Genomic DNA, 17,328 nt, shown 5'->3' with positions numbered 1-17,328 from the left:
GTCACCACTTATGAACGGACAGCCATCATTCAGCGTTAAGTCCAAAATCGAATTACCAAATGCAAACTCAGTATTTATGGAAATAAGCCGTACGGATTACTGTAGAGCCATTGAGTCCCCAGAGATTTACGTCATGCAAACATCCGCCACGGTCATCGATTTCACCCTCCATCGCAAACGCCGCCAGGCACGCGCAGCGGCTGAGTTGATGTGGGCGATGTACGCGGCACGGGCCGGGGTCGCGGTGTTTACCGCACACACGACGGCGTCCAGCGATACCCGCCGGGCGTGAGGCAATGAATTTCCTGCACGCGATTCCCGAAGTGCCCGACCTCCCCTCCAAACCCAAGGACTGCAACAGCGGCGACGATGACGCCATCGGCCAGTGCGTCGCACAGAACCTGCAACGCCTGCGCAGTAAACGCTACCTGTCGCTGGATGCCCTGGCGCGTAACTGCGGTGTAAGCCGGGCGATGCTGGCGCAGATTGAATCCGGGCGCAGCGTGCCGTCGATCAAGGTGCTGTGCAAGATTGCCAAAGGCTTGAAAGTTTCGGTGGCGGCTTTCCTGGAAAACCGTGCGTTCGAAGGGGTTGAACTACTGCCGGCGCAGCAGAGCAAACGCCTGGTGAGTGCCGATGGCACTTTCATCAGCCGCGCGCTGTTTCCCTACGATATGGCACGCCAGTCGGAGTTCTACGAGATACGCTTGAAGGCGCTTGGCGAGGAGGTTTCAGAAGGTCACGGGCCGGGCATCCAGGAAAACCTGGTAGTGGCCCAGGGCGTGCTGGAAGTCAGCGTCAACGAAGAGCGCTACCTGCTTTCCACCGGCGATTCGATCTTGTTCTACGCCGACCAGCCCCACCGTTATCGAAACCCGGCCGACAGCGAGGCCGTGGCGTTCCTGGTGATCACCTACCCGGAACGCCTGGACTGAAACGCAAAAAGCCCCGGCACTCGCCGGGGCTTTTTGGTTTCACGCCAAACGAATCAGCAGGTGCAGCACATCATCGGCATGCCGTTGCAGCTCATCATCATCGGCATGGCGCAGTCGTTCATCATTTTCATCATCAGCATGCAGCAGTTGTTCATCATGTCCATGCTCATGCCAGGCATCGGCATCATCTTGCAGGTCATGCAGTCTGCTTCCATCTTGCATTCCATGACGCATTTCATCATCGGCATCGGCATGCCCATCGGCATCATCATCGGCATGTTCATGGCAGACATGCTGTTCATCATCGCCATGCCGTCTTCAGACATGCACATCATCGACATGTTGGCGCACTGCATCATCATCGGCATGCCGCAGTTCATCATCATCGCCATCATTTCGGCGTTGTTCTTGAACATCGCCATGTCCATGCCCGCGGCCGGCTTCATGGTGCACATCATGGCCTCGTCGGTCATCTTGCAGGTCATGGTTGCCATCATCATTGGCATGCCCATCATCGGCATCATTGGCATCGCGTTGTTCATTGGCATCTGCATGGCGTTCATCATGTTCGAAACTCCGTAATCGACAGGAAATGAGTAAGTTCTGGGGCCGATTCTAGAGATGCCGCACAACGGCGCAAGGCGCTGGCCCAGCAGCAAGAATAGATGCTGCATGGGGATTAATCGGGGCGAGACAGCCGACAAATCCGTGATGACAGACGTTATGAAGCGATCGCGCCGATCAGCTCCGCGATAAGGGCTGAACCGGCGCGATGGATATGCGATTGGGGAATGGCATCCAATCATAAGGAAATAAACGATCTAACCACGGTACAAATACACGCTCACCCGGCGAAGAACCGGTTCGTCGGACGCGGCAAACCAAGATCAGTGCTCAAGTTTCCAGCCTGCTTGTCGATGACTTTCGCAAGCCACCCACCCAGGAATGATCCATGGGCAAATCCAGATTGCTGCTCATACTTTTGCTATGCACTTTAACGACCGGATGCGACAAGGTTCAGGAGTACATCAAGACCACCGAACATAAAGCAGAGCTGAAAGACAGCATTGTTCAAGGCGGAAAACTTCAGGACGATGGAAACAACTCGGAGGCCATCACGCGTTTCAAAAAAATTGCCGCAGACCCGGCGGCCAGCGACCAACAAAAAGCGGGCGCCCTGCGCTTCATCTCACTGAGTTACTACGAAATGGGCGACTATCCGAGGTCCGGAGACTTTGCGGCGCAGGCAGCGCAGTACTACCCGGCCGGTTCTTATTACTACTTGGTCAACATGGCTGACGCCGACCTTATGCGCCACCAAATACCTTCTGCGCGTGAGCGGCTTGAACAAGCGGTAAACATCAGCCCTCACACGCTCGCCGCCAACAATGTGCTGGGCCTGCTTTATCTGGGTGACAACGGCAAAGAGTATGCGGACTTCAACAAGGCGCTCGTCTTCAATCAAGCCGCTTTTGATATATCGCCTGGGCGCATCACTCAGATAGTGTTGGTGCGCAACCTGATCAAGGTGGGTCAATACGCTCAAGCCGAAACCCACCTGGAACAGTTGAAATCAAAGTACCCCGATGACAGTCGCCTTCACTCGCTGCAAAACGAGCTGGAGCAATCCAGGGATCATTGAATCCCGATGGAAATACGCCGCACCGTCTGCTCCTCACGGGGCAGGCTGATGTCGGTTTCGTACGTGCACTGCGGGCCGGTGCAGCTGTTTTCCACGGTCACCGGCGCCAGGCTTTTGACCGGGAAGCGCGGCTTGGGCTCAGCCTGCGTCGCAAGGGGTACGGCGCTGAGGATGGGCGCCTCGTAGGTCAAGTCCAGGTTGGCAGCATGGGCCGGGGTGGCCAGAACGGCGAGCAGTGCGCTCGCCATGACAGTCCTTGTAAACGACATCGAAATCTTTCCGGGCAGCAAAAAATGAAGGGGCAATGATAAACCCTGGAGCCACCGGATTGAAGTCAGAGCGTCTGGATAGCGGGTTCCAGCACCAATACGTTGGCGGGCCCCGCACGGAATGTCGGGTTGTGCTTCGCGGCCTCCAGCATGTGCGGCGCAGCGTGGTGATCTTTGAGCGCCGCCTTTGAAGCCCACGTCTCGATCAACACAAAACTGTCGCTGTTGCCGTCAACCGGATGCAGGTCGTACTGGATGCAACCCGCTTCAGCCCGGACCAACGGCGCGAGTTTGGCAAACGCGGCCAACTGGTCCGCACCCCGCCCAGGCTGGGTATTGATGATGACGACAAGCCGGACTTCAGCGGACATAAACAGCACCGTTATCGATAAGGGAAGTGAGGGGCCACAGTAAGGGATGCCATTCTCTGGCGCTACGAAAAATCTATCAGTAAGCTACTTTCACTGAATGGATTGAGTCAGCACTCAAGCCCTCCCCCTTTTCTACACCCGGCGATAACCACGTGATCGAAGTAACCGAAGTTTCCATTGCCCAGTTGCGCGCTGCGCTCGAGTCCGGCCAGACCACGGCGGTCGAGCTGGTAGAGGCCTACCTCGCCAGGATCGACGCCTACGACACACCCAACACCACCACCGCTCTCAACGCCGTGGTGGTGCGCAACCCGCAAGCGCTGGAGGAAGCCCGGGCATCCGATGCACGCCGGGCCAGCGGCACAACCCTGGGGCCGCTCGACGGCATCCCCTATACGGCCAAGGACAGTTACCTGGTCAAGGGCCTCACCGCCGCCTCCGGCAGCCCGGCGTTCGCGAACCTGACCGCTTACCGCGATGCGTTCACCATCGAGCGCCTGCGCGCCACCGGTGCGATTTGCCTGGGCAAGACCAATATGCCGCCGATGGCCAACGGCGGCATGCAGCGCGGCGTGTATGGCCGGGCCGAGAGCCCGTACAACGCCGACTACCTCACCGCACCGTTCGCCTCAGGCTCCTCGAATGGCGCCGGCACGGCCACTGCGGCGAGCTTCGCGGCATTTGGCCTGGCGGAAGAAACCTGGTCCAGTGGGCGTGGCCCGGCCTCCAACAATGGCCTGTGCGCCTATACCCCGTCCCGTGGCGTGATCTCGGTGCGCGGCAACTGGCCGCTGACCCCGACCATGGACGTGGTCGTGCCTTACGCCCGGACCATGGCCGACCTGCTTGAAGTACTCGACGTGGTGGTGGCGGAAGATCCTGACACACGCGGCGACCTGTGGCGCATGCAACCCTGGGTGCCGATCCCCAGCGTCGCCTCGGTACGTCCCGAGTCCTATGGCGCCCTGGCCGCGACCGGCGATGCACTCGCCGGCAAACGCTTCGGTGTGCCGCGCATGTACATCAACGCCGACCCACAAGCAGGCACCAGCGACGACCCGGGAATCGGCGGCCCCACCGGCCAGCCAATCAAGACCCGCGCCTCAGTGATCGACCTCTGGGAAGCCGCGCGCAAGGCACTCGAAGCGGCTGGCGCGGAAGTGGTAGAGGTAGATTTCCCGCTGGTCTCCAACTGCGAAGGCGACCGCCCGGGCGCCACAAAAGTGTTTACCCGTGGCCTGGTGTCCAAGAAATTTCTCCACGATGAATTGTGGGAACTGTCGGCCTGGGCGTTCGATGATTTTCTGCGCGCCAACAACGACCCCACGCTGAACCGCCTGGCAGACGTCGACGGCCCGAAAATCTTCCCCCACGACCCCGGCACCCTGCCCAACCGCGAAGACGACCTGGCCGCCGGCATGGACGAATACGTGCGCATGGCCGAGCGCGGCATTACACCGTGGAACAAGATCAGCACCGTGCCCGATGGCCTGCGCGGCCTGGAACAAACACGGCGCATCGACCTTGAAGACTGGATGGATAAATTGGGGCTGGATGCGGTGATCTTTCCGACCGTCGCCGACGTAGGCCCGGCGGATGCGGATGTGAACCCGGCGTCGGCGGACATCGCCTGGAGCAACGGTGTGTGGGTGGCCAACGGCAACCTCGCCATCCGCCATCTGGGCGTGCCGACGGTGACCGTGCCGATGGGCGTCATGGCGGATATCGGCATGCCGGTGGGGCTGACCTTTGCCGGCCGGGCTTATGATGATTCGGCGCTGCTGCGATTGGCGTCGGCGTATGAGTCGACGGGGAGCAAGCGCCTGGTGCCGCCGCGCACGCCGGTGTTGGTGGCTGGCAAGCAGTAAACAGGAAGGGATTGGAACGGTTCAGGTTCCAATCCCTTTTTGCAGCGTCATACCTGAACGGCATCATCGCCGAGTTTGCGCATCAACTGATCGGCTTCCGACCCGGGTTCAAATCGAAAGCCTCGCATCTCATCAAGAAGCACGCAGTCGCTGATTGCCTCCCAAAGCTGCTCCTGGGTCGGCTTGTTGCGCAGCACTATGTACGAGAGCAACAGTCGCTCGATGGGAACGCCTCGATCACAGGCGGTTTCAATGATTGCCAGCAGGATAAAGCGCAGTCGAACTTCCCGCTCCGTGGGCCAAACCGTTTTTCGCTTACCCAATGCAGGGCCTCAGTTTCAGGAAAAGCGTGAGGCTATGGCCGCGTGGTTTTTGTTTCAAGCACTGCGTAGATGGATAGCCCTGCTCCTACAGTAAACAGGGAAAGGGCTTACGAAATTTCACAGGACACGGAGCCGCCCCATGGAACAGGGAATAAAACCCGTCGCACTTGTCGGCCTGGTGCTGTTAATTTTGCTCGCAGCCCTCTTGCAAGCTCTCCGGGTCCGGCGATGGAAGCAAAAAGTCAAAGCCGACTTTGAAGCCGCCCTGCAACACCTGCACATCGAGACCTACGAGCTGCTTGTGGACCGAAACCTTTCCCGTGGTACGCGCAGGCCGCCCGAGACTTACCGGATCCTGCACGACCACAAAGACCACTACTTTTTGTACCTTCATTGCGGCGGTGGCCCAGGTGTCATGAACCCGCTGACCAAAGAGCGCGCGCTGCTCGCAGTGCAGGTCAATGGCTAGCAGGCCAACGCTTCAAGCCATGGCGATCAAGCAAGCTCCAACAACTCATAGGCAAACAGCCAATACAACGTGTTGCCATTCTCGAATGTCTTGACCTCAAACACGCCCCGCTCATCCGGCAGCCATTCATTGTCCCAACTGCGGCTGCTGTCCTTGGCTGTCCACCAGTCCACGGTAGCTTTTTGCCAAGTCTCCGCCAGCATGACGCGATATACGCTTCGTTCGCCGGTTTCAGCGCGGGTGAATTTCTCCATCAGTGGCGCCAGGTTCATTGCGCTCATCCGATGGAAATCAAGGCGCAGTTGTTCCGCCTTTTCCGGGCTGTAGAGCCGCTTGCACTCAACGAAAGCAACGGTAGTGGGGTCGAACAACATGCAATCGATACGGAATTCGTAGCGCTCGGTCACCGGGTTGAGAAACGGCACTTCCATAAAGGCATGAGCATTGCTTCGCGCCTCAAATGCCTTGGACATCTGGTAGGTAAGGTTGCGCTCATTGAGGCCGTTGCTGCCGTAGGACGGGTAAAATTCGTCCAGGCTGGCAGCAAAATTCTGTGCTGCCTGATGTAACACGCTGGTGATCACTTCGCTCACGGAAAGACTCTTTTCAAGATGCCGGGTTGCTTGCGCCCGGCATAAGCCAAGCGCCCGTTAAAGGCGTCGACTCGGTGAAATCAATCAAGCACTGCTGCGCGGCTGTGATGGAAATACAGGTAAATCAAACCCACCGGGGCGATAAACAGCGCCATGCTCCAGCACATCACCATGGTGAACAGCTTGACCAGCAGCATGGGTATGGCGGGCACGTAAAACACGTTTTCGCCCATGACGTAACCCACCACGCTCTCATAGACGAAGCGTGCATACGGATACAACAAACTGCACACGACGGAGAACACCACCACACCCCATTTGCCCGAAAGCCCGGTTTTGGAATGGGCGAGGCTCCAAATGATGGCGACGCTGAACATCAAGCCAAACAGAAACTGTCGGATGTAATACCGAGCCGTGAGGCCGCCGAAGGTTTTGGAAAGAAACGCGTGCATAAAATCCCTTTTACGTTCAAATGAGTGGCCAAATGATATCACCCTAAGGGTGAGAGTTCCCATCTGGTTCCTTATTTGACCGTGCAGGCGTTCACCCCCCGGCACCTGAACCAAGCCGTTACCCGCGCTTACCCATCAACGGATCGCTGATGCTGTGCGCCCCGGTCTCGATCCGCCCCGCCACCCGCCGTACCCAACCGTGTTCATCGCGTATTTTGAAGTCGTACCAGCCACCATTGGGCTGGCAGGAGAACGTGCGCTGCACGGTACTGCCGCCCGCAATGTCAAGCAGCCAGGGCCCCTGCTTGGTGTAAGGGCAACGCTCGATGGTCACCGAGGCGGCACGCTTGCCGGGGTTGACCAGGGTCAGCAGCAACGTATCGCCGTGATACGCCAGGGATAACTCCGGCTCGCGACGCTGTAGGTGCCCCTTGAACGAACGGTGGAAGCCATTCGGCCCCAATAGCCAGAGCTTGTAGGCTCCCGTCACTTGCCAAGTGTCGCTGAGGTGCTTGCCCGCTTCGACGGTGTAGCGACGCGGTATTTCGTCCAGGTGCAGGCGGTCGTAGACGTGGAACACCACGCCTTGTTCACCCTTGTTAAAGAGGTCCAGGCTCACTGAACTGGCGCGCCGGTCAACCGAACCCTCGACGTTCAACTGGTAAGGCAACGCCCGGGACGGCCGCGCCATTCGCGCCTGGAACGGCGCCTGTTGCTGGCCCACGGTTGGCAGGGCGACCTGAGGCAGTTGCTCCTGGTGTTGGCGCAGCGAGTCGGCGGCCTGGCGGCTGAGGGTGTGCAGCGGCGGCAGGGTTTCGGTGTTGGGGTTGACGAAGTTGAAGGCCGAGGTGAGGTCGCCGCATACGGCGCGGCGCCACGCGCTGATATTGGGCTCGCGCACGTGGAAGCGCTTCTCCAGAAATTGCAGCACCGAGGTGTGATCAAACGCCTGGGAGTTGACCCAACCGCCACGGCTCCACGGCGACAGCACCAGCATCGGCACCCGTGGGCCGGGCCCGTACACGCCACCGTCAGGCGCGGGTTGCTGGCTCGAACCGGGTGGTGCCGGATGGGTGAACATCTCGCTGTCGAACTTCACCGTGGACTTGCCGGCAAAGCTGCCGTCCAAGCGTTTTGACGGGGCCGATGGCGACGGCACATGGTCAAAGAAACCATCGTTCTCATCGTAGTTGACCAGCAGCACGGTCTTGCTCCAGACGTCCGGGTTGGCGGTCAACGCCTTGAGAATTTCCTGGGTGAACCAACCGCCCTGCACCGGGCTGGAAGGCCCGGGGTGTTCGGAGTAATCGGCCGGTGCCACCAGCCAGCTGACCTGGGGCAGGCGCCCATCATTCACGTCGTTGCGAAAGCCCTGGATGATCGCCTCCAGGTGGCTGCCGCTGACGGCCGGCAGTGTGTTGCCGTTACCTTTGTACAATGGCACGCGGGCATTCAGTTGGTCGCTGTAAGGCACAAAGTCTTTGAAGTCTTTCGGTGGTTCTGCGGGGTTGCCGGCCGCGACGCTGGCCGCACGAAACTGGCGAAAACCGGCCAAGGGGTTATCGCCGAAGTTATCCGGCAAAAACTGGTAAACCTTCCAGCTCACGCCCGCCTCTTCCAAGCGCTCGGGGTAGGTTTTCCAGGTGTAGCCCACGCCCACCGCACCGGGGCCGTCCCACTCGTTGACCACCGCCGCAACGTTGGCACCGGTCGGGCCGTTAGTGCCGGTCCAGTGGAACAGCCGATTGGGATTGGTGCCGGCGTGCACCGAACAATGGTACGCATCGCACAAGGTAAAGGTGTTGGCGAGGGCGAACTGGAACGGCACCTCCTGCTCGCGGTAGTAACCCATCGAGGTGGGCGTCTTGAACGTCGGCCAGGCATTCATCCGGCCACTGCCCCAGGCAGCGTGCTCGTCGACCCAGGAATGGGGCGTGCCGCTGACCCGCTGCGCGTTACCACGGGAACTGTCGAGGTGATAAGGCAAAATCCTGCGCCCGACGCCCTGCTGCTCCCACACCCGGTGCCCGCCAGCCAGCGGAATGGTGAAGCGGTCACTGAACCCGCGCACACCGGGCAAGGTGCCGAAGTAGTGATCGAATGAGCGGTTTTCCTGCATCAGGATCACCACATGCTCGACGTCCATGATCGTGCCGGTGCGATTGTTGGCGGGGATCGCCAGGGCCTGGCGAATGGAGTCGGGCAACAGGGTGTAGGCTGATCCGATGGCGGCTGCCTGCAGCAGCGTCCTGCGTGTAAGAGTGGGCATAAGGCTATTCAATCCCTTGAGGTTCTGGAGCGAGACTCAAGACAACGTAGGGAGTCAAGGCGACAAAGAAATGACATCGTTTGAATCGCGTTCAACCTGCCCCACCTGATACTCCCTCGGCGTGCACCCGAACTCACGCTTGAACACCGTGTGCAGGTACTGCGCGGATTTGAACCCGCAGTCGTAGGCAATATCCGCAATCGCCGCGCCGGTATTTTCCAGGCTGGCAACCGCAGCCGCGAGTTTGAAGCGCAGGATTTCGTCGTGGACGCTGCGGTTCAGTTCGCTGCGAAAGTGCGCTTCCAGGGACGAGCGCGAAACGCCGACGTAGTTGGCGACCTGCGCGGTCTTGATGCCCTGGCAGGCGTATTGGCGAATGAAGTGCAGCGCCTGCATCACGTAGGGGTGGCCCAGGGGTTGGTGCAGGCTTGAGGTCTGCACGTTGACCGCTTCCGGCGGCACCAATATCTGGCTGCCTGCCGAGGGCATGCCGTGCAACATCTGGTGCAGCAGGCGCGCGGCGGTGCGGCCCATTTTCTCGGTGCCCTGGATCACCGAACTGAGGGGCACGCGGGTCAGGGTGCGGGTCAACGGGTCGTTGTCGATGCCAATCAGTGCAACTTGCTCCGGCACCGGGATGCCGGCGGTGAGGCAGGCTTGCAGTAACTGGCGGGCGCGGGCGTCGCTGACCGCGATGATGCCGATCGGCTTAGGCAGGCTGTGCAGCCAGGCGATCTGCTGTTCCACCGCCGAATCCCACAGCGGTGCGCTGGTGCCCAGCCCGCGATACACCTCCACCGGCAGGCCATCGCGCTCCAGCAGACGGCGGAAGGCTTTTTCGCGCTCCTGGGCCCAGCGGTTGATATCCGCTTGCGGCAGGCTGAAACAGGCAAAGCGCGTCAGCCCGGCTTCGATCAGGTGCTCATAGGCCAGCTTGATCAGGGCGAAATTGTCGGTGGCCACATACGGAATATGCCGTGGGTAAGCCTGCTCATCTTCGTAAGACCCGCCCACCGCCACCACCGGCAAATGCACACCCGCCAAGGCCGGACCCATTGCCGGGTCGTCGAAGTCGGCAATGATCCCGTCGCCGTGCCAGCGCTCGATGCCCTTGAGCCGGCAAACGAAATCCTCCTCCAGAAACAAATCCCACGACACCCGCGTGCTGCTCAGGTAGTTGCCGATCCCGGTGATGATGCCGCGATCGTAGATCTTGTTGCCGTTGAACAGCAGGGCAATCCGGTGCACAGGCGGGACAGTTTTCACGAGGGCGGCTCCTTGCGAGGTGTTGGCCAACTATGCGCGCAAAGCTACTCAAAATCGAACCCCGCTCTGGTGATTTTCATAATCGGTTGGCCGGAGGGCGTTGCTAGTATCGAGGCAAGGTTAACGTGCATTCATAACAACAAGGATCTGGCGATGCCCTACTTTCCCGCTGTCGATAAAATCCTCTACGAAGGCCCTAATAGCGACTCTCCCCTGGCCTTCCGGCACTACGATGCGAACAAACTGATCCTCGGCAAACCGATGCGTGAGCACCTGCGCATGGCTGCGTGTTACTGGCACAACTTCGTCTGGCCCGGCAGTGACATGTTCGGCGCCGGCACCTTCCAGCGGCCCTGGCAGCAACCGGGGGAAGCACTGCAGGTGGCGCGCGGCAAGGCAGAAGCGGCGTTCGAGTTTTTCTCCAAGCTGGGCATCGACTACTACAGCTTTCACGACACCGACGTTGCCCCCGAAGGCACCAGCCTGGCGGAGTACCGCAACCACTTCGCGCAGATGGTCGACGAACTCGAACGCCATCAGGAAGAGACCGGCATCCAATTGCTGTGGGGCACCGCCAACTGCTTCAGCAACCCGCGTTTTGCCGCCGGTGCCGCGAGCAATCCCAACCCCGAGGTGTTTGCCTATGCGGCGGCCCAGGTGTTCAGCGCGATGAACGCCACCCACCGCCTCAAGGGTTCCAGCTATGTACTGTGGGGCGGCCGCGAAGGCTACGAGACGCTGCTCAACACCGACCTCAAGCGCGAGCGCGAGCAACTCGGGCGCTTCATGCGCATGGTGGTCGAGCACAAATACAAAATCGGCTTCACCGGCGAGCTGTTTATCGAGCCCAAGCCACAGGAGCCCACCAAGCACCAATACGACTACGACACCGCCACCGTGTTTGGCTTCCTGCACCAGTTCGGCCTGGAGAAAGAGATCAAGGTCAACATCGAGGCCAACCACGCCACCCTCGCTGGCCACAGCTTTCACCATGAAATCGCCACCGCCGCCTCCCTGGGCATTTTCGGCAGTATCGACGCCAACCGTGGCGACCCACAGAACGGCTGGGACACCGACCAGTTCCCCAACAGCGTCGAGGAACTGACACTCGTTACCTACGAGGTACTCAAGGCCGGCGGTTTCAAAGGCGGCGGCTACAACTTCGACTCCAAGGTGCGCCGCCAAAGCCTCGATGAAGTGGACCTGTTCCATGGCCACGTGGCGGCGATGGATGTGCTGGCGCTGTCCCTGGAACGCGCGGCGGCCATGGTGCAGAACGACGCGCTCGAGCAGTTCAAGGCCCAGCGTTATGCCGGCTGGGACCAATCGTTCGGGCGTGCCGTGCTCGGCGGCGACTTCAGCCTGGAGTCGCTGGCCGAGCATGCCTTCAGCCATGAACTCAACCCAAAAGCCGTGAGTGGCCGCCAGGAAATGCTCGAAGGCGTGGTAAATCGCTTTATCTACCCATGACCGCTACGCTCTAGCGTTTCGTGCGCAACACGTTCCAGGTCCAGAAGTGCGTCTAAACAACAATAAAAGGGACTCACCATCATGAAACACCTGAAAACTGTCTTATTCACCAGCGTTCTGGCACTGCTTTCCAATTCGGTCATGGCCGATGCGGCTCATCCGAAAATCGGCTTTTCCATCGACGACCTGCGCCTTGAACGCTGGGCCCGCGACCGTGATTACTTCACCGCCGCTGCCGAGCAACTGGGCGCCAAGGTCTATGTGCAATCGGCGGATGCCAATGAACAGCGGCAGATCTCGCAGATTGAAAACCTGATCTCCCGGGGCGTCGATGTGATTGTGATCGTGCCGTTCAACGCCACGGTGCTGAACAACGTGGTCGCCGAGGCCAAGAAAGCCGGGGTGAAAGTGCTGTCCTACGACCGGCTGATTCTGAATGCCGATATCGATGCCTACATCTCCTTCGATAACGAAAAGGTCGGCGAGATGCAGGCCCAGGGCGTGTTGAACGCGCAGCCTAAAGGCAATTACTTCCTGCTCGGCGGCGCACCTACCGACAACAACGCGAAGATCCTGCGCCAGGGCCAGATGAAGGTGCTGCAGCCTTCGATCGACAAGGGCGACATCAAGATTGTCGGCCAGCAATGGGTCAAGGAATGGAACCCCACCGAAGCCCTGAGCATTGTCGAAAACGCCCTGACCGCCAACAGCAACAAAATCGACGGCATTGTCGCCTCCAACGACGCCACCGCCGGCGGCGCGATCCAGGCCCTGGCGGCACAAAAACTGGCGGGCAAGGTGCCGGTCTCGGGGCAAGACGCCGACCTCGCCGCGATCAAGCGCGTGATCGCCGGCACCCAGACCATGACCGTCTACAAGCCGCTCAAACTGCTGGCGTCCGAGGCGGCCAAGCTCTCGGTGCAGTTGGTGCGTGACGAGAAACCGGCCTACAACTCGCAGTACGACAACGGCAGCAAACAGGTCTCGAGCATCCTGCTCAAGCCGACTGCGTTGACCAAAGACAACGTCAACGTGCTGGAAGAAGACGGGTTCTATACCAAAGCGCAAATCGCCGGGCAGTAAGCGTACGGCTCACTGCAGGAGCCGCCTCAGGCAGCTCCTGCATGCCACCCGCCTTTTCGCTGTGGAATGAGTATCCGCCATGTCCGACTACCTGCTGGAAATGAACAACATCGTCAAAACCTTTGGTGGCGTCAAAGCCCTGAATGGTATCGACATCAAGGTAAAACCCGGGGAGTGCGTGGGGTTGTGCGGCGAGAACGGCGCCGGCAAATCGACCCTGATGAAAGTGCTGTCGGCGGTGTATCCCCATGGCACCTGGGACGGCGACATTATCTGGGACGGCCAGCCGCTGCGCGCCCACTCCATCGCCGAAACCGAAGCCTGCGGCATCGTGATCATCCACCAGGAACTGACCCTGGTGCCCGACCTCTCGGTGGCCGAAAACATCTTCATGGGCCACGAACTGACACTGCCCGGCGGGCGCATGAACTACCCCGCCATGATGCACCGCGCCGAAGCCCTGATGCGTGAGCTGAAAGTGCCAGACATGAACGTCGCCCTGCCCGTCTCGCAATACGGCGGCGGCTATCAGCAACTGGTGGAAATCGCCAAGGCGCTGAACAAAAAGGCGCGCCTGCTGATCCTCGACGAACCCTCCTCGGCGCTGACCCGCTCGGAAATCGATGTGCTGCTGGACATCATCCGCGCCCTCAAGGCCAAGGGTGTGGCCTGCGTGTACATCTCCCACAAGCTCGATGAAGTCTCGGCGATCTGCGACACCATCGCGGTGATCCGCGACGGCAAACACATCGCGACCACGGCCATGGCCGACATGGACGTGGCGCGCATCATCACGCAGATGGTGGGCCGTGAGATGAGCAACCTCTACCCCACCGAACCCCATGCGGTCGGCGAGGTGCTGTTCGAGGCGCGGCACATCACCTGCTACGACGTCGACAACCCAGGCCGCAAGCGCGTGGATGATGTCTCGTTCACCCTGCGCCGTGGCGAGATCCTCGGTATCGCCGGGCTGGTGGGCGCGGGCCGTACGGAGCTGGTGTCGGCGCTGTTCGGCAGCTACCCCGGACGCTACGAAGGCGAGGTGTGGCTGGACGGCAAACCGATCGATACGCGCACCCCGCTGAAGTCGATTCGCGCGGGCTTGTGCATGGTCCCGGAAGACCGCAAGCGCCAGGGCATCGTCCCGGACCTGGGCGTGGGGCACAACATCACCCTGGCGGTGCTGGACAGCTTCTCGCACCTGACGCGCATCAACGCCGAGGCGGAACTGGGCAGCGTCGAGCAGGAAATCAAGCGCATGCACCTGAAGACGGCGAACCCGTTCCTGCCGATCACCAGTCTCTCGGGCGGCAACCAGCAGAAGGCCGTATTGGCCAAAATGCTGCTGACCAAACCCCGGGTGCTGATCCTCGACGAACCCACCCGTGGCGTGGACGTGGGCGCCAAATATGAGATCTACAAATTGATGGGCGCGCTGGCGGCCGAAGGCGTGTCGATCATCATGGTGTCCTCGGAACTGGCCGAGGTGCTGGGGGTGTCTGACCGCGTACTGGTGATCGGCGAAGGCCAGTTGCGCGGCGACTTCATCAACCAGGGCCTGACCCAGGAACAGGTACTCGCCGCCGCCCTCAGCCAACCGAACGGGCATGACAATAATAATGATCGGAAGTCCGCGTAAATGAATCAGGTCAAACAGCTATTTACCCGCTACAAAATGCTCGCCCTGTTGATCGCCGTTGTGCTGATCTGGGTGTTTTTCAGTTGGCAGACCGAAGGCGGTTTCCTGACCCCGCGCAACCTGTCGAACCTGCTGCGGCAGATGTCCATCACCGGCATTCTGGCCTGTGGCATGGTGCTGGTGATCATCAGCGGCGAGATCGACCTGTCGGTGGGCTCGATGCTCGGTTTGCTCGGCGGCGTCGCGGCGATCCTGGATGTGGTCTATCACGTTCCGCTGCCGCTCAACCTGGCTATCGTCGCCCTGTGCGGCTTTCTGATTGGCCTGGGCAACGGCTACATGACCGCGTACCTGCGCATCCCTTCGTTCATCGTCGGGCTGGGCGGCATGCTGGCATTTCGCGGGGTGCTGCTGGGCATTACCGGCGGCACCACAATTGCGCCGGTGTCGCCGGAGCTGGTGTACATCGGCCAGGGCTATCTGCCGACGGCGGTCGGGGTGATTCTCGGCGTGTTGCTGTTCGGGCTGGCGATATTCCTGACCTGGCGTCAACGCCACAACCGCGCCCTGCACGGCTTGGCGCTGCCATCGATGCTGCGCGACAGCGTGCGCGTGGTGTTGATCGGTTTCGTGCTGGCCGGCTTCGTCTACACCCTCAACAGCTACGACGGGATTCCCGTGCCGGTGCTGCTTCTGCTGGTGCTGCTGGGGGTGTTCAGTTACGTCACCAGCCAGACCGTATTTGGCCGGCGCATCTACTCGGTGGGCAGCAACATGGAGGCCACGCGGCTGTCGGGGATCAACGTGCAGGCGGTCAAGCTGTGGATCTTCGGGATCATGGGCGTGATGTGCGCCCTCGCCGGCTTGGTCAACACTGCGCGCCTGGCCGCCGGCTCACCGTCGGCGGGCAACATGGGCGAACTGGATGCCATTGCGGCATGCTTCATTGGCGGTACGTCGATGCGCGGCGGTTCGGGCACGGTGTACGGCGCCCTGCTCGGCGCGCTGGTGATCAGCAGCCTGGACAACGGCATGTCGATGCTCGACGTCGACAGTTACTGGCAGATGATCGTCAAGGGCAGCATCCTGGTGCTGGCGGTGTGGGTGGATGTGAGTACGCGGACCGGGCGGCGCTGAGCATTTCGGAGGGTCACTGCACCGGCAGGAAATTCATCAGCAGCAAGCTTTGCGCATAGTTGAGGCCGATGCGCCGGTAGCGTTCGTCGAGCATCTGGGTCAACAGGTCGAGGCGCGCGACGATCTTGCCGAACTCCACGGCAAAACTGAGGTTGCTGCTCTCTTCCGAGATCTCGTTGGAGAACAGCAATAACGAGCCGTTGGCATCCTGGCGCTGGCTGAGCAGCCAGGTGGCCTTCTCGATATTGCGCGCGGCGTTGCTGACGAACTGCGGATTGATCGCATCCGTTATATAAAACTCGGTGTGCCCGCCGTGTGCGGTAACGATCATGCTGCCGATCGCATAGATAAAGGCGCCCACCCGGTCGCCGCGAAACTGCGGGCTCAAGGAATAACTCAGCGCCGCCAGGTCGCGGCGGTCCCCGAGGGCGGGCAGCGGTTGGCGAAGCTCGATGGCCTGGCGGATTTGCCGGGCGGCGGTTACAGCGTCCAGATAACCTGATTGACGCCACTGGTTGGGGTTGCGCAGATAGAGCTTGTTCATCAGTAGATACAAGCTTTGCAGGTTGTCGCGCATGCCCAGCGTGGCCATGCGATCGACGCTGGTCTGGAAGAATTCATCGGGTTTGCCGTTGCTGAACTGCTTGGCAATATCGCGCCCCTGCTGCTGGCTGCAACCGTTGGCGCAAAGCATCAAAACCGCAACCAGCAACAGCGGCTGGCGCATCCATCGAGTGATAAAAACAAGTAACGTGCGATCCATCGGCACCAGGTCTGGGTCTTGTGTCCACGCCGGGAATTAGTGTGGTCGGGCCAGAGATAGAGCCGGAGAATGGAAAAAAGTGCAGTGGCGGCGGCAAACGAATAACTTTTCGAGACGTGCATCCACTTTGATCCTTCGTACGTAGATTCAATACCCTCAACCGGGGGCACGAGAATCCAGGAGATACATCATGCACGCCATCTACAAAAAAATTGCTGCCGTCGCTTGCTTCACGGTCCTCTGCGTCACGACAACCCTCAGCTTTGCCGCCGACACCGTGATGGTGGGCGGTGCGGCGATGTATCCGACGAAAACCATCGTCGAAAACGCCGTCAACTCAAAAGACCACACCACCCTGGTTGCGGCGGTCAAGGCCGCCGGGCTGGTTGACACCCTCAACAGCAAAGGCCCGTTCACCGTATTCGCACCGACCAACGAGGCCTTTGCCAAGTTGCCGGCAGGCACCGTGGACACGCTTGTGAAACCTGAGCACAAAGCCGATCTGACGAAAATCCTGACCTATCACGTAGTGCCTGGAACTCATACCGCTGCGCAACTGATGGCCGACGCCAAGAAGAACGGCGGTACCGTTATGTTGAAAACCGTGCAAGGTGAACCGCTGACGATCAAGCTGCATGACGGCAAGCTGTGGGTGGTGGATGCCAAGGGTGGCAAGGCCGGTATCAGCATTGCGGACGTGATGCAGTCCAATGGCGTAATCCATGTGGTTGACTCGGTGCTGATGCCGTAATCGTCGCTCGAAACGAAAAAGCCCGACG

The 17,328-nt window shown here is 60.2% G+C and carries 19 protein-coding genes; 11 read left to right on the top strand and 8 right to left on the bottom strand.

The window, feature by feature from the left end:
• Window positions 1-133 precede the first annotated feature (133 nt).
• The 4 genes from CEC48_RS31530 to CEC48_RS07585 all read left to right on the top strand — a co-directional run bounded on the left by CEC48_RS31530 (window position 134) and on the right by CEC48_RS07585 (window position 2,577).
• Window positions 134-292, top strand: coding sequence for a hypothetical protein (locus CEC48_RS31530; protein WP_176438687.1), 159 nt, complete (start codon window positions 134-136; stop codon window positions 290-292).
• Between the two features lie 4 nt (window positions 293-296).
• The gene (locus CEC48_RS07595) at window positions 297-935 is read left to right on the top strand and encodes a helix-turn-helix domain-containing protein (RefSeq protein ID WP_088423175.1); all 639 of its coding nucleotides are present in this window, start codon (window positions 297-299) and stop codon (window positions 933-935) included.
• A 60-nt stretch (window positions 936-995) separates the two neighbouring features.
• Window positions 996-1,517, top strand: a complete 522-nt coding sequence (locus CEC48_RS31525) for a hypothetical protein (protein WP_176438686.1) — start codon at window positions 996-998, stop codon at window positions 1,515-1,517.
• Window positions 1,518-1,887: 370 nt separating this feature from the next.
• Window positions 1,888-2,577, top strand: coding sequence for a lipopolysaccharide assembly protein LapB (locus CEC48_RS07585; RefSeq protein ID WP_088423174.1), 690 nt, complete (start codon window positions 1,888-1,890; stop codon window positions 2,575-2,577).
• On the opposite strand, the gene CEC48_RS07580 is transcribed toward CEC48_RS07585, so the two are convergent.
• Window positions 2,571-2,825, bottom strand: coding sequence for a hypothetical protein (locus CEC48_RS07580; protein WP_088423173.1), 255 nt, complete (start codon window positions 2,823-2,825; stop codon window positions 2,571-2,573). The two genes, CEC48_RS07585 and CEC48_RS07580, sit on opposite strands and share 7 nt — an antisense overlap.
• 86 nt (window positions 2,826-2,911) lie before the next feature.
• Window positions 2,912-3,217, bottom strand: coding sequence for a putative quinol monooxygenase (locus CEC48_RS07575; RefSeq protein WP_088423172.1), 306 nt, complete (start codon window positions 3,215-3,217; stop codon window positions 2,912-2,914).
• Between the two features lie 152 nt (window positions 3,218-3,369).
• Between CEC48_RS07575 and CEC48_RS07570 the strand changes: the two genes are divergently transcribed.
• Window positions 3,370-5,085, top strand: a complete 1,716-nt coding sequence (locus CEC48_RS07570) for an amidase (protein ID WP_088423171.1) — start codon at window positions 3,370-3,372, stop codon at window positions 5,083-5,085.
• 47 nt (window positions 5,086-5,132) lie between these two features.
• Here CEC48_RS07570 and CEC48_RS07565 read toward each other — a convergent pair whose 3' ends face one another.
• The gene (locus CEC48_RS07565) at window positions 5,133-5,408 is read right to left on the bottom strand and encodes a hypothetical protein (protein ID WP_088423170.1); all 276 of its coding nucleotides are present in this window, start codon (window positions 5,406-5,408) and stop codon (window positions 5,133-5,135) included.
• A gap of 139 nt (window positions 5,409-5,547) precedes the next feature.
• On the opposite strand from CEC48_RS07565, the gene CEC48_RS07560 reads away from it, so the two are divergent.
• The gene (locus tag CEC48_RS07560) at window positions 5,548-5,877 is read left to right on the top strand and encodes a hypothetical protein (RefSeq protein WP_088423169.1); all 330 of its coding nucleotides are present in this window, start codon (window positions 5,548-5,550) and stop codon (window positions 5,875-5,877) included.
• A gap of 26 nt (window positions 5,878-5,903) precedes the next feature.
• Here CEC48_RS07560 and CEC48_RS07555 read toward each other — a convergent pair whose 3' ends face one another.
• The 4 genes from CEC48_RS07555 to CEC48_RS07540 all read right to left on the bottom strand — a co-directional run bounded on the left by CEC48_RS07555 (window position 5,904) and on the right by CEC48_RS07540 (window position 10,457).
• Window positions 5,904-6,470, bottom strand: coding sequence for a hypothetical protein (locus CEC48_RS07555; RefSeq protein ID WP_088423168.1), 567 nt, complete (start codon window positions 6,468-6,470; stop codon window positions 5,904-5,906).
• Between the two features lie 80 nt (window positions 6,471-6,550).
• On the bottom strand, window positions 6,551-6,922 hold the full coding sequence (locus tag CEC48_RS07550; protein WP_088423167.1) for a hypothetical protein: 372 nt from the start codon (window positions 6,920-6,922) through the stop codon (window positions 6,551-6,553).
• 118 nt (window positions 6,923-7,040) lie between these two features.
• Window positions 7,041-9,191: a phosphocholine-specific phospholipase C gene (locus CEC48_RS07545; RefSeq protein ID WP_088423166.1), complete on the bottom strand. Its 2,151-nt coding sequence runs from the start codon at window positions 9,189-9,191 to the stop codon at window positions 7,041-7,043.
• A 54-nt stretch (window positions 9,192-9,245) separates the two neighbouring features.
• On the bottom strand, window positions 9,246-10,457 hold the full coding sequence (locus CEC48_RS07540) for a DNA-binding transcriptional regulator (RefSeq protein WP_088423165.1): 1,212 nt from the start codon (window positions 10,455-10,457) through the stop codon (window positions 9,246-9,248).
• A 153-nt stretch (window positions 10,458-10,610) separates the two neighbouring features.
• Here CEC48_RS07540 and xylA point away from each other — a divergent pair, with 153 nt between their 5' ends.
• The 4 genes from xylA to CEC48_RS07520 all read left to right on the top strand — a co-directional run bounded on the left by xylA (window position 10,611) and on the right by CEC48_RS07520 (window position 15,786).
• On the top strand, window positions 10,611-11,927 hold the full coding sequence (xylA, locus tag CEC48_RS07535; protein ID WP_088423164.1) for a xylose isomerase: 1,317 nt from the start codon (window positions 10,611-10,613) through the stop codon (window positions 11,925-11,927).
• 81 nt (window positions 11,928-12,008) lie between these two features.
• Window positions 12,009-13,010, top strand: coding sequence for a D-xylose ABC transporter substrate-binding protein (xylF, locus tag CEC48_RS07530; protein ID WP_088423163.1), 1,002 nt, complete (start codon window positions 12,009-12,011; stop codon window positions 13,008-13,010).
• A 79-nt stretch (window positions 13,011-13,089) separates the two neighbouring features.
• A complete protein-coding gene (gene xylG, locus CEC48_RS07525) occupies window positions 13,090-14,649 on the top strand; it encodes a D-xylose ABC transporter ATP-binding protein (protein ID WP_088423162.1) in 1,560 nt (519 codons plus the stop codon).
• On the top strand, window positions 14,650-15,786 hold the full coding sequence (locus tag CEC48_RS07520; protein ID WP_088423161.1) for a sugar ABC transporter permease: 1,137 nt from the start codon (window positions 14,650-14,652) through the stop codon (window positions 15,784-15,786). It abuts the gene before it with no gap.
• 13 nt (window positions 15,787-15,799) lie between these two features.
• Here CEC48_RS07520 and CEC48_RS07515 read toward each other — a convergent pair whose 3' ends face one another.
• A complete protein-coding gene (locus CEC48_RS07515; protein ID WP_088423160.1) occupies window positions 15,800-16,549 on the bottom strand; it encodes a hypothetical protein in 750 nt (249 codons plus the stop codon).
• Window positions 16,550-16,739: 190 nt separating this feature from the next.
• Here CEC48_RS07515 and CEC48_RS07510 point away from each other — a divergent pair, with 190 nt between their 5' ends.
• Complete coding sequence (locus tag CEC48_RS07510; RefSeq protein WP_088423159.1) at window positions 16,740-17,300, top strand: fasciclin domain-containing protein; 561 nt, start codon at window positions 16,740-16,742, stop codon at window positions 17,298-17,300.
• Window positions 17,301-17,328: the final 28 nt, after the last annotated feature.

Origin of the sequence: Pseudomonas sp. K2I15, from assembly GCF_002204795.1 — a bacterium.
In the GTDB taxonomy this organism is placed as follows: Bacteria; Pseudomonadota; Gammaproteobacteria; order Pseudomonadales; family Pseudomonadaceae; genus Aquipseudomonas.
The sequence above is the reverse complement of the archived record's forward strand: the minus strand, read 5'-3'. Positions and strand labels throughout refer to the sequence as shown.